Source organism: Shewanella sp. KT0246 (assembly GCF_019654955.1).
Taxonomy (GTDB): Bacteria; Pseudomonadota; Gammaproteobacteria; order Enterobacterales; family Shewanellaceae; genus Shewanella; species Shewanella goraebulensis.
This window is the reverse complement of sequence record NZ_BPEV01000011.1, coordinates 79,415-94,901: the sequence shown is the minus strand read 5'-3', so window position 1 is coordinate 94,901 and position 15,487 is coordinate 79,415. Positions and strand designations below refer to the sequence as shown.

At 42.1% G+C, this 15,487-nt stretch carries 16 protein-coding genes; 9 read left to right on the top strand and 7 right to left on the bottom strand.

The window, feature by feature from the left end:
* The first annotated feature begins 36 nt into the window (after window positions 1-36).
* From K5Q58_RS07365 to glnG, 3 genes are all read left to right on the top strand, one after another.
* A complete protein-coding gene (locus K5Q58_RS07365) occupies window positions 37-609 on the top strand; it encodes a DUF4124 domain-containing protein (RefSeq protein WP_308443216.1) in 573 nt (190 codons plus the stop codon).
* Between the two features lie 126 nt (window positions 610-735).
* The gene (gene glnL / locus K5Q58_RS07360) at window positions 736-1,773 is read left to right on the top strand and encodes a nitrogen regulation protein NR(II) (RefSeq protein WP_220753297.1); all 1,038 of its coding nucleotides are present in this window, start codon (window positions 736-738) and stop codon (window positions 1,771-1,773) included.
* Window positions 1,774-1,803: 30 nt separating this feature from the next.
* A complete protein-coding gene (gene glnG / locus K5Q58_RS07355) occupies window positions 1,804-3,219 on the top strand; it encodes a nitrogen regulation protein NR(I) (RefSeq protein WP_220753296.1) in 1,416 nt (471 codons plus the stop codon).
* Window positions 3,220-3,309: 90 nt separating this feature from the next.
* Here the strand turns inward: glnG and K5Q58_RS07350 are convergent, their stop codons facing one another.
* Together K5Q58_RS07350 and K5Q58_RS07345 are read right to left on the bottom strand one after the other, a co-directional pair.
* A complete protein-coding gene (locus tag K5Q58_RS07350) occupies window positions 3,310-3,888 on the bottom strand; it encodes an outer membrane protein (RefSeq protein ID WP_220753295.1) in 579 nt (192 codons plus the stop codon).
* A gap of 194 nt (window positions 3,889-4,082) precedes the next feature.
* On the bottom strand, window positions 4,083-5,459 hold the full coding sequence (locus tag K5Q58_RS07345; protein ID WP_220753294.1) for a GntP family permease: 1,377 nt from the start codon (window positions 5,457-5,459) through the stop codon (window positions 4,083-4,085).
* A 156-nt stretch (window positions 5,460-5,615) separates the two neighbouring features.
* On the opposite strand from K5Q58_RS07345, the gene K5Q58_RS07340 reads away from it, so the two are divergent.
* Window positions 5,616-6,128, top strand: a complete 513-nt coding sequence (locus K5Q58_RS07340; protein WP_220753293.1) for a gluconokinase — start codon at window positions 5,616-5,618, stop codon at window positions 6,126-6,128.
* Window positions 6,129-6,236: 108 nt separating this feature from the next.
* On the opposite strand, the gene K5Q58_RS07335 is transcribed toward K5Q58_RS07340, so the two are convergent.
* Window positions 6,237-7,109, bottom strand: coding sequence for a cation diffusion facilitator family transporter (locus K5Q58_RS07335; protein ID WP_220753292.1), 873 nt, complete (start codon window positions 7,107-7,109; stop codon window positions 6,237-6,239).
* 65 nt (window positions 7,110-7,174) lie between these two features.
* A complete protein-coding gene (locus tag K5Q58_RS07330) occupies window positions 7,175-7,681 on the bottom strand; it encodes a Spy/CpxP family protein refolding chaperone (protein WP_220753291.1) in 507 nt (168 codons plus the stop codon).
* A 408-nt stretch (window positions 7,682-8,089) separates the two neighbouring features.
* Here K5Q58_RS07330 and K5Q58_RS07325 point away from each other — a divergent pair, with 408 nt between their 5' ends.
* The gene (locus K5Q58_RS07325) at window positions 8,090-9,502 is read left to right on the top strand and encodes a cytochrome C biosynthesis protein (protein ID WP_080914632.1); all 1,413 of its coding nucleotides are present in this window, start codon (window positions 8,090-8,092) and stop codon (window positions 9,500-9,502) included.
* A gap of 87 nt (window positions 9,503-9,589) precedes the next feature.
* On the opposite strand, the gene K5Q58_RS07320 is transcribed toward K5Q58_RS07325, so the two are convergent.
* Window positions 9,590-10,102: a lactoylglutathione lyase family protein gene (locus K5Q58_RS07320; RefSeq protein ID WP_055025412.1), complete on the bottom strand. Its 513-nt coding sequence runs from the start codon at window positions 10,100-10,102 to the stop codon at window positions 9,590-9,592.
* A 233-nt stretch (window positions 10,103-10,335) separates the two neighbouring features.
* Window positions 10,336-10,845 carry a lactoylglutathione lyase family protein gene (locus K5Q58_RS07315; RefSeq protein WP_174567600.1) on the bottom strand — a complete coding sequence of 170 codons (510 nt, stop codon included), beginning with the start codon at window positions 10,843-10,845 and terminating at the stop codon, window positions 10,336-10,338.
* 283 nt (window positions 10,846-11,128) lie between these two features.
* On the opposite strand from K5Q58_RS07315, the gene K5Q58_RS07310 reads away from it, so the two are divergent.
* From K5Q58_RS07310 to trmL, 4 genes are all read left to right on the top strand, one after another.
* Complete coding sequence (locus K5Q58_RS07310; protein WP_220753290.1) at window positions 11,129-11,962, top strand: DUF4437 domain-containing protein; 834 nt, start codon at window positions 11,129-11,131, stop codon at window positions 11,960-11,962.
* Between the two features lie 130 nt (window positions 11,963-12,092).
* The gene (locus K5Q58_RS07305; protein ID WP_220753289.1) at window positions 12,093-12,779 is read left to right on the top strand and encodes a response regulator; all 687 of its coding nucleotides are present in this window, start codon (window positions 12,093-12,095) and stop codon (window positions 12,777-12,779) included.
* The gene (locus K5Q58_RS07300) at window positions 12,779-14,161 is read left to right on the top strand and encodes an ATP-binding protein (protein ID WP_220753288.1); all 1,383 of its coding nucleotides are present in this window, start codon (window positions 12,779-12,781) and stop codon (window positions 14,159-14,161) included. Before K5Q58_RS07305 ends, K5Q58_RS07300 begins: the two co-directional genes overlap by 1 nt.
* Window positions 14,162-14,287: 126 nt before the next feature.
* Window positions 14,288-14,752, top strand: a complete 465-nt coding sequence (gene trmL, locus K5Q58_RS07295) for a tRNA (uridine(34)/cytosine(34)/5-carboxymethylaminomethyluridine(34)-2'-O)-methyltransferase TrmL (protein ID WP_220753287.1) — start codon at window positions 14,288-14,290, stop codon at window positions 14,750-14,752.
* A 15-nt stretch (window positions 14,753-14,767) separates the two neighbouring features.
* Here the strand turns inward: trmL and K5Q58_RS07290 are convergent, their stop codons facing one another.
* Window positions 14,768-15,355 carry a hypothetical protein gene (locus tag K5Q58_RS07290; RefSeq protein ID WP_220753286.1) on the bottom strand — a complete coding sequence of 196 codons (588 nt, stop codon included), beginning with the start codon at window positions 15,353-15,355 and terminating at the stop codon, window positions 14,768-14,770.
* Between the last annotated feature and the right edge of the window lie 132 nt (window positions 15,356-15,487).

Here is a 15,487-nt window from a genome sequence, read left to right as displayed (position 1 = left end):
TTAAGGTGATTAAAGCCCAAGGTGAAGGAACCTCCAATGCGCTCGACTCTAATGACCAGTTTAATAACTAGCCTAATTATCAGCCTGATTTTGTGCAGTATGGCTATCTCGAACAGCCACGCAACGGTTTATCGCTGGGTCGATGAAAATGGTAAAGTCCATTATAGTGACGAACCCAAAGGGAATGCTGAAGAGGTTGAGCTTAACCAAAATACTCAAAATAACATTTCAGTGAGCCTGCCCGCTGAAACAGAATCTCATGCTAAGCCCACTGAAGCAATTACCTACCGCGTGCGCATTGTTAATCCTACCCAAGAAGAAACCATCCGCAATAACCAAGGCAATTTTACCGTTGTTGCCAGTGCCGCACCTGAATTACCTAACGGTTACCTTCTCGCCTTATATATTGACGACATCCTTTACGGTCAACCACAATCTGGCGCTATTTTTAATGTCACCGAAGTAAATCGAGGTGAACATAACTTAGTGGTTAAGATTTTGACCCAAAACGGCAAAGTCCTTGCATCTAGTTCTGCTAGAAAGATATTTCTACATCAGGCATCAATTGCATTAAAGGCTAAACCTACGCCAATGCCAGCTAAAAATTGATATATATCAAATAGATAAATTTAAGCTGTAAAAATTATTTATTGTTGATTGTCGATGTAGAATAAGTTGCACAACGCACCAAATCGGTGCAACATGATGGTGCAACTTCATTATGCAGGACAATTGATGGACACAAATAATCTGCTGAATCATTTAGTTACCGCCGTTTTCGTTATTGATAGCGAATTACGGCCTCATTATGCCAATGCAGCAGCAGAGCAGTTGTTAGGTGTTGGTGCAAACAAGCTACTTGAGCAACGTCTACCTGAACTTTACCAATTCATGGGCGTTGAAAATCAGTTATTAATTGATTCAGTCAATGCTAACCAAGGTATTACCGTCAACACTGCTGCGCTCATCACATTAGATGGCGTACACCACATCATCGACATCACGTTAAGCCCGATGGAAAGCGAAGATAACTTGAGCTTATTAGAGCTACGCCAGGTCGACCAACAACACCGTATTCATCAGCAACTAAACCTCGATGCCCAGCAACAAGCAGCACAATTCTTAGTTCGTAACTTAGCTCACGAGATCAAAAACCCGCTGGGAGGGCTTCGTGGTGCAGCTCAATTACTTTCTCGAGAATTGGCTGAACCTGAGTTAAAAGAGTTTACCGATCTCATCATCGAGCAAGCAGATAGATTACGTAATTTAGTCGATAAACTTTTAGGACCACAACGCCCAACTCAGCACACTGAACACAATATTCACCAAGTGGTGCAGAAAGTCTTAAAGCTGATTGAGCTAACTTTACCCGAAAAGGTGACTCTCTCACGCGATTATGACCCATCGATTCCTGATATGAATATGGATCCCGACCAACTGCAACAAGCGGTGCTTAATATAGTGCAAAACGCCATTCAAGCCCTGGAGCATCGAGGGGGGGAAATCTTAATTAGAACCCGAACCCAGCATCAGGTCACCATTGGTACCCAAAGGTTTAAGCTAGTGTTGGCGTTATCAATTATTGATAACGGTCCAGGTATCCCTGCTGAACTGTTAGATACATTGTTTTATCCGATGGTAACAGGCCGAGAAGAAGGTTCAGGCTTAGGGCTATCTATTGCACATAATATTGCTCGACTACATGGAGGTCGAATCGATTGTGTATCGGCGCCAGGACACACAGAATTTACTATTATCCTGCCATTACAATAACATGCCATTGATGGCTATAGAGGAAGTAACATGAGTATAAGCGAACAAGTTTGGATCCTCGACGATGACAGCTCTATTCGCTGGGTATTAGAAAGAGCCCTACTCGGGGCCAAAATATCTACAGCCAGTTTTGCAGCTGCAGAGTCATTGTGGCAAGCATTAGAGATCTCACAGCCAATAGTGATTGTGTCAGACATTCGCATGCCTGGGACCGACGGACTAACTTTGCTTGATCGCTTACAAATGCATTATCCGCATATTCCTGTGATAATCATGACTGCTCACTCTGATTTAGATAGTGCAGTAAGTGCCTACCAAGCAGGGGCATTTGAATACTTACCTAAACCTTTTGATATTGATGAAGCCATTGCACTGGTTGAGCGTGCCTTAACTCATGCAACCGAGCAAGTTCCAGCTCCGAGTGCAGAACCTGAAGTGGTCAAAACACCAGAAATTATTGGTGAAGCTCCCTCAATGCAGGAAGTATTCAGAGCCATCGGCCGCCTTTCACGTTCTTCAATCAGTGTGTTAATTAATGGGCAATCTGGTACTGGTAAAGAGCTGGTCGCAGGTGCTCTGCACAAACATAGCCCACGAAAAGACAGCCCTTTTATTGCTCTTAATATGGCTGCAATTCCAAAAGACTTAATTGAGTCAGAATTGTTTGGCCATGAAAAAGGCGCCTTTACTGGTGCAGCCAACGTTCGCCAAGGTCGCTTTGAACAAGCTAACGGCGGAACTTTGTTTTTAGATGAAATTGGCGACATGCCACTTGATGTGCAAACCCGTTTATTGCGTGTGCTAGCTGATGGGCAGTTTTATCGTGTCGGTGGTCATATTGCAGTACAGGTCGATGTTCGGATCATTGCCGCAACGCACCAAGACTTAGAATTACTGGTGCAAAAAGGCGATTTTCGTGAAGATTTATTTCACCGCTTAAACGTAATTCGAGTACACCTACCACCACTGTCACAACGACGTGAAGATATTGCTCAATTGGCGACTCACTTCCTTATTTCGGCAGCGAAAGAAATTGGCGTCGAACCGAAAATTCTCACCAAAGAAACTGCTACCAAACTTGAGCAACTGCCATGGCCTGGTAACGTCAGACAACTTGAAAATACTTGTCGCTGGTTAACCGTCATGGCATCGGGTCAAGAGATTCTGCCGCAAGATTTGCCGACTGAGTTACTTAAAGATCCTGTCAGTGCAGGCGAAAGGGTCAACGGTGTATCTGATTGGCAAGTGGCATTAACTCAATGGATAGATGAAAAGCTAGCTGCTGGCGAAAGTGATTTACTCACCGAGGTTCAACCAGCGTTTGAGCGGATTTTACTTAAAACTGCGCTCAAACATACTCAAGGGCACAAGCAAGAAGCCGCCAAACGATTAGGCTGGGGACGTAACACCCTCACCCGTAAACTCAAAGAATTAGAAATGGATTAATTTACGGCAAGAGTTGAAACAGAAAGGATAGCGAAAGCTATCCTTTTTAACTTAACTCGCTTTATCTTTTTATGCTAAAGAGCACTCAGTTTAAAACTGGTAATGCAGGCCTAATGCTAACTGTGAAGTATCTGCATCAATATCTAGCATTTCAGAACGATCGGCATCTAAGTCACCGGTGACATACTCATAACTTAAACGTAAGCGCAGCGATTCGGAAACTGCAGCTGTTATGCCAACACCATAAAGCACATTAACACCACTCCAATCGGCAGTATCAAAGCCTTCGTCATAATCGTAATCTGGGTCAACTTCGAGTGCACGAATCGCTAAGCCCACTTTACCAAAAACAGAAAAGGTATCATTGATAGCCCAAGTAAATTTCGGTGCAGCCGAAAAAACAGCTAAACCAAGATCAACACGACCATCTTGTAGATCATTGCTCAGCATCCATTTTCCTTCAATGCCAAACCAATGATTGAAGTTATAACCACCATAAGCACCGAAACCAGCACCAGAATCGTCAAAACTGCCGACTTCCAGTTGTACATTACTCAGTTCACCACCCACATACCAACCCGTATCGCGGGCTTTGTGTTCTTCGGCTGTGACATTAAAAGATAAACCAACCATTAATATTGCACTTGCTACTACAGATAAGCGTTTCATTATCATTCCTTAATAATTCTATCAGCGCAGGCAGCATAGCAGAAAGCACTCACTCATCAATCATTTCAAATGTAGGTATTTGTTCGAAAATGTGTCAATAACGATAAGCTAATAAAAAAGGAGCGTTGCTGCTCCTTCTTATCATTATCTAATAGATTAATACTGGCTTAACTTATTAAAAACCTGAATTCAGACTAGATAATCATGCTCAGTACACCGACAATAATAAAGGCGATAGTCCCAAGTAATGTTTCCATCACGGTCCACGTCTTTAAAGTGGTTTTCTCATCCATTTCCATTAAACGACCCACAAGCCAGAAGCCTGAATCATTAAAGTGAGACAATACCGTCGAGCCACCAGCAATGGCAATGACAATAAAGCAAAGATCAAACTGTGTCAGACCCGAAGTGACAGCGACCATTGGCGCAATCAACGCTGCTGTTGTGGTTAAAGCAACCGTTGCAGAACCTTGAGCAACCCGCAAACAAGTAGCGATAACAAAAGCAGCCACAATGATGGGCATACCAGTATCATTCAATACACCTGCTAAGGCTTCACCGATACCACTGGCACGTAATACACCACCAAACATACCACCAGCGCCTGTCACTAAAATTGCACCACAAATAGGAGCGAGCGAATCACCACACAATTTCTCAAGCTGCTTCATACCGTAATCTTTAGCAAACACAGCAAGACAAACGAGTAAGGTTATTAGCAATGCAATGGGAGTTTTACCTAGCATTCGCAGGCTTTCAACCCAAGTGGCACTGCCATCTATCACACCTGCTACGCTCAAGGTGTTCAAGCCTGTATCTAGAAAAATTAGTAATACTGGTAACAATAAAATCATCAGAACAGTAATGAATTTAGGCTGTTTAGCTGGGTCAATCACGGTCTCAGAGCTTAAAAAGACCTTAGATAAAGGAATATCAAACTTCTTGCCAGCATATAAGCCAAATAGGTAAGCACCGAGATACCACGTCGGAATGGCGACTAAAATACCAATCATTAGTAGCATGCCTATGTTTGCCCCAAGTAAATCAGCTGCTGCAACAGGGCCTGGATGTGGGGGAACAAATGCATGCATAACAGCAAAGGCACCCGCTGATGGCAATGCGTATTTTAACGGTGAGCCGCCAAAGCGTTTGGCTACACTGAATATAATCGGCATCATCACAATTAAACCCGCATCAAAAAAGATAGGGAAGCCAAACAGGAGTGAGGCAACACCCAATGCCAATGGCGCTTTTTCTGCACCGAAACGGCCTATGAGGCTGTCGGCTAATACCTGCGCCCCACCTGTAACTTCTAAGATTTTACCAATCATGGCACCTAAGCCTACTAAAAGCGCGACAGCTGCCAACGTGCCACCAAAGCCTGACATCATCGTCGGCACGACTTGTTCAGTAGAAATTCCTGTCGCAAGGGCAGTTGATAAACTCACTAATGTTAACGCCACAAAGGCGTGCATTTTGAGTTTTATGATCAATAAGAGTAAAGCAGTTATAGCCGCAGCAGCGACCATTAGTAGGTAGGTAGGATCAGCAGATTGAGCTAAAGTGTCCATGGTATGTTCCATCGTTCTTTTAGGTATTCTTTATCAAGTTGATTAAATCTAATCTAGTCAAAAAAAATCAACTCAACGCGGTACTATCACTCAGCTTCGAGATATACTTTCGAAACGGCTAAAGTATATAGATCAACCCTGATTTGAGGTACGTAAATGACCGGTAAAACCATTATTGTGATGGGTGTGTGTGCTTGTGGTAAAAGCACCGTTGGCGAAAAGTTAGCAAATAGCTTGAATGCGAAATTTATTGATGGTGACGACCTACATCCACGAGCTAATATTCAAAAAATGGCCCGTGGCGAGCCATTAAACGATGATGATCGCTCACCGTGGTTAGAGCGTGTTCGTGATGCCGCATACAGTATCGAATCAAAAAATGAAACGGCCATCATTGTTTGCTCTGCATTAAAACAACAATACCGAGACACCATACGAGAAGGTAACCAACAAGTCGCTTTTCTATATCTACAAGGCAGTTACGAGCTTATCTTGGCAAGAATGCAGGCTCGAAGTGGCCACTTTATGAAACAAAACATGGTCGATAGCCAGTTTGCTACCCTTGAAGATCCTAGCCAAGAAAACTTAGTCGTCACTGTTAATGTCGATAACAGTATCGACAATATTGTTTCACTCGCGGTTAAACAATTTAAACAGCTAGGTTATTAGCCTATCTTGCTCAAACAGACATGAAAAAGCCGCTAACAATCATTATGAAGCGGCTTTATTATGTTAATAATCCAGGTCACATACTGAGAAGCAAACTGATTTAACAGGCTAATCGATGGGGTCTTGGTGAATAATCACTTCCGCACTATCAAATGCTTCACATAAACGTTTCTCAGTGTTGTCGGTTATTTCATGGGCTTCACGTAATAGTAATGAGCCTTTTAACTCGATATGAAACTGGATAAACGTGGTCTTACCCGCTTGTCGAGTACGTAAGTCATGTAAGCCATTCACTCTAGGATCTTGCTTAACAATTGCGATGATGTCTTCACGGGTTGCTTCATCTAGCTCACGATCAAGCAAAGACTGAATAGAGCGATAACCTAAATCTATTGCTTGATGACCTATGTATAAAGCAATCAATACCGCAAATAAACCATCGGCCCACCACCAGCCATATTGTGCCAGTACCAAAGCGAGTAACACTGCACCATTTAAAAAGAGGTCAGATTTATAATGCAGTGAGTCAGCTTCAACCACAGTGCTGTTGGTTTTAGCTAAGGCCTTCTTTTGAAGAAGTACTAACGCAAAGGTCATGATAAGGGCAATTATCGAAACAACTACGCCTAAACCAGCATGAGTAACTTCAACAGGGTTAAAGAGTCGCTCACCGCCATAAAACATCAGCAAGAAAGCAGAACCAAGAATAAAGGCAGATTGAGCTAGAGAAGCTAATGGCTCAGCTTTACCATGGCCATAACGATGATCGTCATCAGCAGGCAAAATAGCATAACGGATGGCAATAAAATTAACGATTGAGGCAAGTGCATCGGCAAACGAATCGGTTAACGATGCAAGCATGCTCGCCGACCCAGAGTAGAGCCATGCGAGCAATTTGATCACAATAAGGATTAACGCGGTGGCTACCGCTGCGCGACTAGCTAACTTAACCCAAAAATCGTAGTCTGAATCTGTTGTCATAATAGAGGTCATCACGCCTAAATAAATGCAGTAGTAACCTCCAGTATAACGGAGTCAGTTAACAATTAACCACGACCTTTACCTTTAGCTTTGGTAAAACGTGAGTCAAACTTCGCTTTTTGCTCTTCAGTCAGTAGCTGGTAGATTTCATTTTGCATTTTCATGAAGTTTTTCATGCCTTCTTTTTGCTTCAACTGTTTCGCTTCAATGATTGAATCAGCCTTGGCATCGTCAAAGTTAGCATTGCTGATAAGCGCTAGCATTTCAGTTTTATGTGCAGCACGTTCTTCTGCTGATGGACGCTCGCCTTTCTCTTCTTTGTACTTCTCAATAATCGCTTTTACATCTGTGCGTTGAGTGTCAGTTAAATCGAGTGAACGTAGCATTTTACGAACACTTTTATGCATACTTTTACCGTGGTGCTTACCACCATCTGCTCGCTCACCCTTTTCTTGTGTCTGTTCAGTTTGAGTATTGGTATCTGTGCTTGTTGCGTACACTTGACCTGCTAATAATGCAGAAGAAGCAACTAGGGCTAATAAACTGTTTTTTACTGTTAAACGTGATTTCATAATCTCACCTATATATTTGCTTAATTCATCATTTGAAGAATGGCTACCAGCACTTGATCAAATTGATTAAATAGCACTGCTAACAGAATTTTGTCTTGTTATACCAAGCTCACTAACTGCAAATCCTTTGAAGTCGTTTTTGGTATGAAGCTAGTTTAGCCAATGCAATGTCAGTTAGGGTTATGAGTCGGTAAAGCTATGTAAAGATCCCATTTTGAACATAAAAGTTATTCTATAAAGCAGAATGGGAGCCAGTTCACGTATATAAAAGCTAATCATTTCCATACTGAACAAAAGCATAAGTTGTGTATCTGAGATAACACTAGCGTCTTCAGTCTGCCTTAATATTTCTAATGGCGACGTAGTGATTCTGGTTAACTCTTTTGATGTTTATAGTTGAGGTTATGGATGAGCAAGTTTTTCACCCGCATAATGATTTTATTCAGCCTGATAGTGTCAGTAACAGGTTTAGCGCACGCAAACGATTCCGATATTTGGGTCAACAAAACTACCAGTGAGCCCTCGGTAAATTTACACTTTTTCTGGTCGCAGACTTGCCCCCATTGTCGTGAGGCACATCCCTTTATCGATGCTTTAGCAGAGCGATACAACTGGATTAATCTCGAAGATTACTTAATCAGCGAACCAGGTAATGTCGATAAGTTGATGGCTATAGGTAAGAAAACAGGAGTAGAGCCTAAATCAGTACCTTACTTTGCAGTTTGTGGTGAAGCGATAACTGGTTATAACAGTCACGACGTTACTGGGCGCTATATACTTGAACGACTTGAAGCTTGTTATCAAAGAAACGGCGGTACTGGAGATCTTAAAGATGTCATGGCTGATTTCTATGAAGATAAAACCACTGCTGATGCGCCATTATTTGAAACATGTTCAGACAGCGCCGATCCTGATGCGGGAACATGCGGAATGGACTTTGAAGCAAGTAATGGCGAACATTCAAACCTAGACTCAAAGCCCCACGTTCAGCCTGTTGATATTCCTTTAATTGGCGCTGTACAACCTGAAAAGATGTCGCTACCTGTATTGACCTTAGTGCTAGCTGGCGTCGATGCCTTTAACCCTTGTGCCTTCTTCGTCTTGCTATTTTTATTAAGCATCATGGTGAATGCGGGCAGCCGTGGACGCATGCTATTAGTGGGCGGGATTTTCGTTTTCTTCTCTGGCTTTATTTACTTCATCTTTATGAGCGCATGGCTCAACCTGTTCCAACTGCTTGGTGGTGGAGACGGAGGCTGGATTATCACAGGTGCGGGATTAATTGCACTGGTGGCCGCCTTGGTCAACATAAAGGACTTCTTCTATGGCAAGGGAGATGTCAGCTTATCGATGTCGGTTGAAAACCGTGGCAGCTTAATAAAGCGGATGGGTAAATTGTCTAAAACCAGCTCTTTACCAACCTTAATATTTGGTTCTGCGTTATTGGCTATTATGGCCAACGCTTATGAGTTACTTTGTACTGCTGGTTTCCCGATGATTTACACGTCTGTGTTATCAATTTCGGGGTTAGATACCATTGAGCGTTATATGTATCTCATCGCTTATAACGTCATTTACGTTATTCCATTAGCAACCATTGTGATTGTATTTGCTGCTACCCTTGGCAAGCGTAAGCTAACGGAAAAAGAAGGCGAAGTACTTAAACTGATGTCGGGTATTATGATGTTAGGTTTAGGCAGTATGCTTGTTATCAACCCGATGGCGCTGCAAAACGTGGTGTTCTCTATAGGCTTGATTCTAGGCTCTATCTTGTTAACTTATGTCATCGTTAAGATTAAACGCTTGAAGCAAAAGTCTTAATCTTGCTATACAAGGCTCATTAGCCTTGCTATTAAAGCGAGTCTTACGCGTAAGACTCGCTTTTTGTATTTAGTTTTCCAATAGACTTTATTGGTAAGCTCCAGCCGAGTAAGTTAACTCATAGCTATGGCTATAGATTTCTAAAATATTGCCGAATGGGTCTTCCATGTAAATCATCCGATATGGCTTCTCGCCAGGGTAATAGTAACGAGGCGCTTTCATGCGTTTTTTACCACCAGCGGCAACAATTTTTTCAGCCAAACCTTCAACATCTGGATCTTGAACACAGAAATGGAAGATACCTGTTTTCCAATATTCAAAATTATCGTCAGGGTTTTGCTGGTTTTTAAATTCAAACAACTCCACTCCAACTCTGTCGCCAGTAGATAAATGGGCTATCTTAAATCGTTCCCACCCTGGACCAAAAACGTCGGTACACATCTCACCAATGGCTGAATCGTCTTCAACAATTTCAGTCGGCTCCATGATTAAGTACCAGCCTAAGACTTCAGTGTAAAACTTAACTGCGGCCTCTAAATCTGGCACCGAGATACCGATATGAGAAAAGGTTCTAGGATACGGTGTAGGTGAATCTGGCATTGCTGCGGCCTCAGCAGTAGCCTCTTGTTGCGAGGTGGCAGACGCACAACCCGTTAATGCCATAGGCAAAGCAGCGGCCCCTAAACTTACACCCAGTAACTTCATGAATTCTCTTCGACTGGGATGATTGATAAACATAGTGTGTTCCTATAACGGCGATACAATTGAGGATGTCTAACAGATTGAAAGCGGGGTTACGAAAACTTAATAGCCTCCATAAGCCCCTGTGAATATTATTTATATGCACCACTGGCATAATGTAATTCATAGCTGTGGCTGTAGATTTCTAGGATATTTCCAAATGGATCTTCCATGTAAATCATGCGGTACGGTTTTTCACCTGGATAATAATAACGCGGTGCTTTCATTCGTTTTTTGCCACCAGCAGCAACAATTTTTTCAGCCAAACCTTCAACATCAGGATCCTGAACACAAAAGTGGAACACGCCAGTTTTCCAGTATTCAAAGTTGTCTTCTGGATTCTTTTGATTCTTGAATTGAAACAGTTCGACGCCGATACGGTCACCAGTAGAGAGATGGGCAATGTTAAAACGCTCCCAACCTGCACCAAATACATCCGTACACATTTCGCCAATGGCAGAATCATCTTCAGTAATTTCTGTTGGTTCCATAATTAAGTACCAACCTAGTACTTCGGTGTAGAACTTCACTGCCGCTTCTAAATCAGGTACTGAAATACCAATATGAGAAAACGTTCTTGGGTAAGGCATAGGTGCAGACATATTTATCTCTCCAGTTGTTGTTCATAAAGTCGGGCTAATTTCGATGAGAAAAGTATAGGAGAACTACAATCAAAAAGTTAAATTATCAATATTTATGTTTTTAATAACATTTTGTAATAATTGAAATTATGATGTGCTGGATTATGCTGATTTGTTTGATACTGTTTCTCACCAAGTGGCCTTTTTGTATTTCCTTTAGCAACTATAATTGACTGATACTTTGAGATTAATTTTAAAAATCTTATTTTAATCACGATATTGAGCACCGACAGAGATCGCAAACATGAATCTATTACACACAGTATTACCGGCTATTTTATTCAGCACTTTACCTGCCACCGCTGTCTTTGCAGAAACCTCCCCCCAGTCTGAAGTCATCACGACAGCTGATATTGACTGGGGTTATTTAAACCCACTTCGTGGCGATAAAAGCCCTGGGGCGGCCAACCTTTGGGGCGATCGCACCCAAAATGTGCCAACGGGTATGTTAGTGAAATTCAATAAAGGGTTTTCCTCACCTCCCCACATTCATAATATTACTTATCGTGGTGTGGTTATTGAGGGGAAAATGCATAATGACGATCCCGATGCGGCAACCATGTGGATGCCAACCGGTTCTTTTTGGACACAACCTGCTGGCGAGAACCACATCACTGCAGCCAATGGCGAAGACAACCTCATCTTCCTTGAAATTGATAGTGGCCCTTATTTGGTTAAACCATCTAGTGAGCAATTTGACAATGGCGAACGACCAATAAATCTTCATCAATCAAATCTTGTTTGGCTAGACCAAACCGACATGAAGTCTATCAATGGAAATAGTGCTGAAATAACCTCATTATGGGGCAGTAACAAAGTCGGGGAACTCGGCGGTGCAATGATAAAATTACCAGCCAACTTTAGCGGAACACTGACAAGCGATGCTGAAGAGTTTAGAGCCATTGTTATCAAAGGTAGCCTTAACTATCAATCTGTTGAAACACCAAACAGTAAGGGATTAACCGCGGGCAGTTATTTTGGCTCTAGTGGTAAATTCAGCCATAACGTGACAACGTCTGCGCAAGGGGCAATGGTATATATTCGCACTGATGGAAAATATCACGTCGCAGAAAAATAGTGAGGCTAAGTGGTAAGGCATAGCAAAATTTATGCTGCACTTACTCATCTTTATGTAAAAGAGTGCAATGTTGCTAAACTTGGATCCTCATTCGTTATATAGTGCAATTAATAAAAGAGTGAGGATCGCAATGAGTCGTATTTTATTAGTTGATGATGACGCAGGTTTATCAGAATTATTAGCACAGCTTTTAGTACTTGAAGGTTTTGAATTAACCCAAGCATTTGATGGCCAACAAGGCCTTGATTATGCCCAAAATCAAGACTTTGATTTAATTCTACTCGATGTCATGCTGCCAAAACTCAATGGCTTTGAAGTGCTGCGCGCCCTAAGAACCCAAAAGCAAACCCCAGTACTCATGTTAACTGCTCGTGGTGATGAAATTGACCGCGTGGTTGGCCTCGAAATTGGCGCTGATGACTACCTACCAAAACCGTTTAACGACCGTGAGTTAATTGCACGTATGCGCGCTATTTTACGCCGCTCAGCTTTAACGCAAACCGAAAGTGGTGAGCAAGATACGATCTCGTTTGGTGACCTAAGTTTAGACCAAGCCAGACAAGAGCTTTACTGCAATGAACAACTCATTATCTTAACGGGTACTGAGTTCTCTTTATTGCACAGCTTAATTACTCAAGCCGGTGATTTAGTCACTAAAGAACAGTTGAGCGAAACAGTGTTAGGTAAAAAACTCATGCCATTTGATCGTAGTTTAGATATGCATTTATCTAATTTACGTAAAAAATTACCTGAGCGCAGTGATGGTCGCCCAAGAGTTAAAACCATTCGTGGTAAAGGCTATATCTGGATCCCGTAATGAAAGCACCTTCTTCGATAAACCGTTTATTTGTTAAATTGCTGCTGGGCTTTTGGTTATGTAGCTCATTAATCATTGCCTTTGTTGGGATATTGCCATTTCTGCAACAAAGCCACGATCAACAACCCCTTTCCCATAAGCAAGAGCAACTACTTAAGCGTGTTGCGAAACACTTCATTGAAGAACCTGAATTATTAAAAGACTCACGGACGCTAAAAAAACTTAACCGCCACCGTGCACCTGACGGTAAATTTCTCAAATTTTACATCCTCGATGATGAAAGCCGCGTCATAAATCATAGAAAAGTACCTCGTACCTTTCGTGAGTTTTTGCTGCTTAGTGAAGACCATAAAGAACCTATAAGTCATCAATTTCGTACAGAGCTTATCTTTGGGCCTTACAAGTTTATCGCAGGTGAGCGTGAATACCGGGTTTACAGCCGTATTGCTGATAACCATCCAAAGCCTTGGTTTTTCTTTTTTAACGATAACAAATTACTCACTATCATCATTGCAATGATGCTCTCTGGCATGTTGTGCGGTTTATTAGCGTGGAATTTAGGTAAACCACTTCGCTCGCTTAAACAAAGCTCAAACGCGCTTGCTGAAGGTGACTTATCTAGTCGAGTTGATAGCAAAGTTGCTAACCGTGGTGATGAAATTGGTGAATTAGCACAGGCTTTTAATAGTATGGCCGATGCGATTGAAACCATGATTAACAATCAGCAACGATTAATGGGTGATATCTCCCATGAACTAAGAACGCCGCTGACTCGGTTACAATTATCGTTAGCTTTAGCGCGTAAGAAAGAACAAAGCAGTATTGAAATTGAGCGTATTGGCTATGAAGCTGAGCAATTAGAAGATTTGATATCTGAATTGCTCACCTTATCTCGCGTGACCATCAGTAACAACGAAAACCTAGTGCATTTAGAACTGGCTGAATCCTTAAGCCAGGTTCTTGATGACGCAGAATTTGAAGCCGAGCAACAGCAGAAACAGCTGGATATTGATATTCCTGAATCTATCAGCTTAGATCATTATCCAAAGTCATTATCACGCGCGATTGAAAATGTGCTGAGAAATGCCATTCGTTATGCTGATAGCGCAGTGAGCATTCATGCGATACAAGAACGACAAAACGTACTGATTACTATCAGTGATAATGGCCCAGGTATTGATGATGCAGAATTAGAAGAGGTCTTTAAACCTTTTTATCGACCAGACAGTGCAAGAGATCGCGAGTCTGGAGGATGGGGGTTAGGGCTGGCAATTACCCATGCCGCTATCAAATTAAACCAAGGTCATATCAGTGCGAGTAACCTTAAGCCTCAAGGCTTAAAGGTACTCATTACTTTACCGGTTAAAATGAAAGGTCAGTAAGCCCTATCATAAAATGACCCTAAGTTTTGATGGATTAGGTCGCTTCTGCTGACTTAATCCATCATTACTTTCACACCCAAGCATGTTTGCGTATAATTCCCAGCTCATTCAATCAAGGTAACGCCCATGTTTAATATTGCTCTTTATGAACCAGAAATCGCCCCAAACACCGGCAATATTATCCGCCTATGTGCTAACAATGGCGCAAAACTGCATTTGATTGAGCCATTAGGTTTTGATTTAGAAGAGAAAAAGCTTCGTAGAGCTGGCTTAGATTATGCTGATTTAACCAATATCACTCGCCACAAGAATTTTGAAGCCTTCCTTGAGGCGATGCAAGGCAAGCGCATAATGGCGTGCACGACTAAAGGCAGCCGCCCTCATAGTGAACTCGAATTTGCTAAAGACGATGTATTATTATTTGGCCCTGAAACCCGTGGCTTGCCAATGGAAATTATTGAATCTATTCCAACCAGCCAGCGTTTACGCATTCCAATGGCGGCCAGTAACCGCAGCTTAAATCTGTCAAACTCTGTGGCGATTATCAGCTACGAAGCGTGGCGTCAGCTAGATTATGTAGGTGCCGAGTAGCCCAATTAATTCAATTTATGGGTTGGTAATAGGGCTCAGCTCAATCGCACGAATTAATTGATACTGCTCGCTATCATCATCAAGGTAGTGAGCGCTTTGGCGCCATAGCCAAGTAACAGAACCATTCTCAGTCTTATTAGCACTCTGCACTGCTGTCGTTGAAGCTTTAGGTTCAAACCGCAATCTAATTAAAGCAGGACGTTGATTTAAATGCCCTTTCCCAAGAAAAGTAAAGCTATCACCTCGTTGATATAAGCTAAATAACTGCTCTCTATCTTCACCAACTCCATCGGTATAAGTCAGCAAAACGTCACTCCCTTGCGTTCGAAACCACCACACTTCACTGTTTGGATTACTGTCACCTCGACTTACCGTGAGCATCAAATTTCGTTTATCAGATGAGCAAATACCAGAGGTTGTGACTTGCCTAGGCGCGACACCATTTTTAGCTGCTGAACCTTGCCAGTCGCCATCAAGCACAGGGCAAAACTGACTCAATTCGACTTTTGCAGCCAACGCTCTAGGGGCAATCATCATGCCTATAATCACCATAACTAAGAGGATGAGATATTTACCCTTTGATAAACCTGCTTGATACCACATCAACAACGACACCTTTCATTTAAATGGTTCACTAGCAAGAACACTATTTTATTGCGATTATTTTTTCAATTAGAACTTAGTATCGCACCATTAGAATCACGCAATAAAAATGCCTTTCATCAAAGATAAAAG

Coding starts and splice junctions, on each gene's coding strand:
- K5Q58_RS07300 (WP_220753288.1), top strand. CDS start 12,779: ATGAAAGCACCTTCTTCGATAAACCGTTTATTTGTTAAATTGCTGCTG.
- K5Q58_RS07305 (WP_220753289.1), top strand. CDS start 12,093: ATGAGTCGTATTTTATTAGTTGATGATGACGCAGGTTTATCAGAATTA.
- K5Q58_RS07365 (WP_308443216.1), top strand. CDS start 37: ATGCGCTCGACTCTAATGACCAGTTTAATAACTAGCCTAATTATCAGC.
- K5Q58_RS07310 (WP_220753290.1), top strand. CDS start 11,129: ATGAATCTATTACACACAGTATTACCGGCTATTTTATTCAGCACTTTA.
- K5Q58_RS07340 (WP_220753293.1), top strand. CDS start 5,616: ATGACCGGTAAAACCATTATTGTGATGGGTGTGTGTGCTTGTGGTAAA.
- K5Q58_RS07320 (WP_055025412.1), bottom strand. CDS start 10,102: ATGCCAGATTCACCTACACCGTATCCTAGAACCTTTTCTCATATCGGT.
- K5Q58_RS07330 (WP_220753291.1), bottom strand. CDS start 7,681: ATGAAATCACGTTTAACAGTAAAAAACAGTTTATTAGCCCTAGTTGCT.
- K5Q58_RS07350 (WP_220753295.1), bottom strand. CDS start 3,888: ATGAAACGCTTATCTGTAGTAGCAAGTGCAATATTAATGGTTGGTTTA.
- K5Q58_RS07290 (WP_220753286.1), bottom strand. CDS start 15,355: ATGTGGTATCAAGCAGGTTTATCAAAGGGTAAATATCTCATCCTCTTA.
- K5Q58_RS07345 (WP_220753294.1), bottom strand. CDS start 5,459: ATGGACACTTTAGCTCAATCTGCTGATCCTACCTACCTACTAATGGTC.
- K5Q58_RS07325 (WP_080914632.1), top strand. CDS start 8,090: ATGAGCAAGTTTTTCACCCGCATAATGATTTTATTCAGCCTGATAGTG.
- K5Q58_RS07335 (WP_220753292.1), bottom strand. CDS start 7,109: ATGACAACAGATTCAGACTACGATTTTTGGGTTAAGTTAGCTAGTCGC.
- trmL (WP_220753287.1), top strand. CDS start 14,288: ATGTTTAATATTGCTCTTTATGAACCAGAAATCGCCCCAAACACCGGC.
- K5Q58_RS07315 (WP_174567600.1), bottom strand. CDS start 10,845: ATGTCTGCACCTATGCCTTACCCAAGAACGTTTTCTCATATTGGTATT.
- glnL (WP_220753297.1), top strand. CDS start 736: ATGGACACAAATAATCTGCTGAATCATTTAGTTACCGCCGTTTTCGTT.
- glnG (WP_220753296.1), top strand. CDS start 1,804: ATGAGTATAAGCGAACAAGTTTGGATCCTCGACGATGACAGCTCTATT.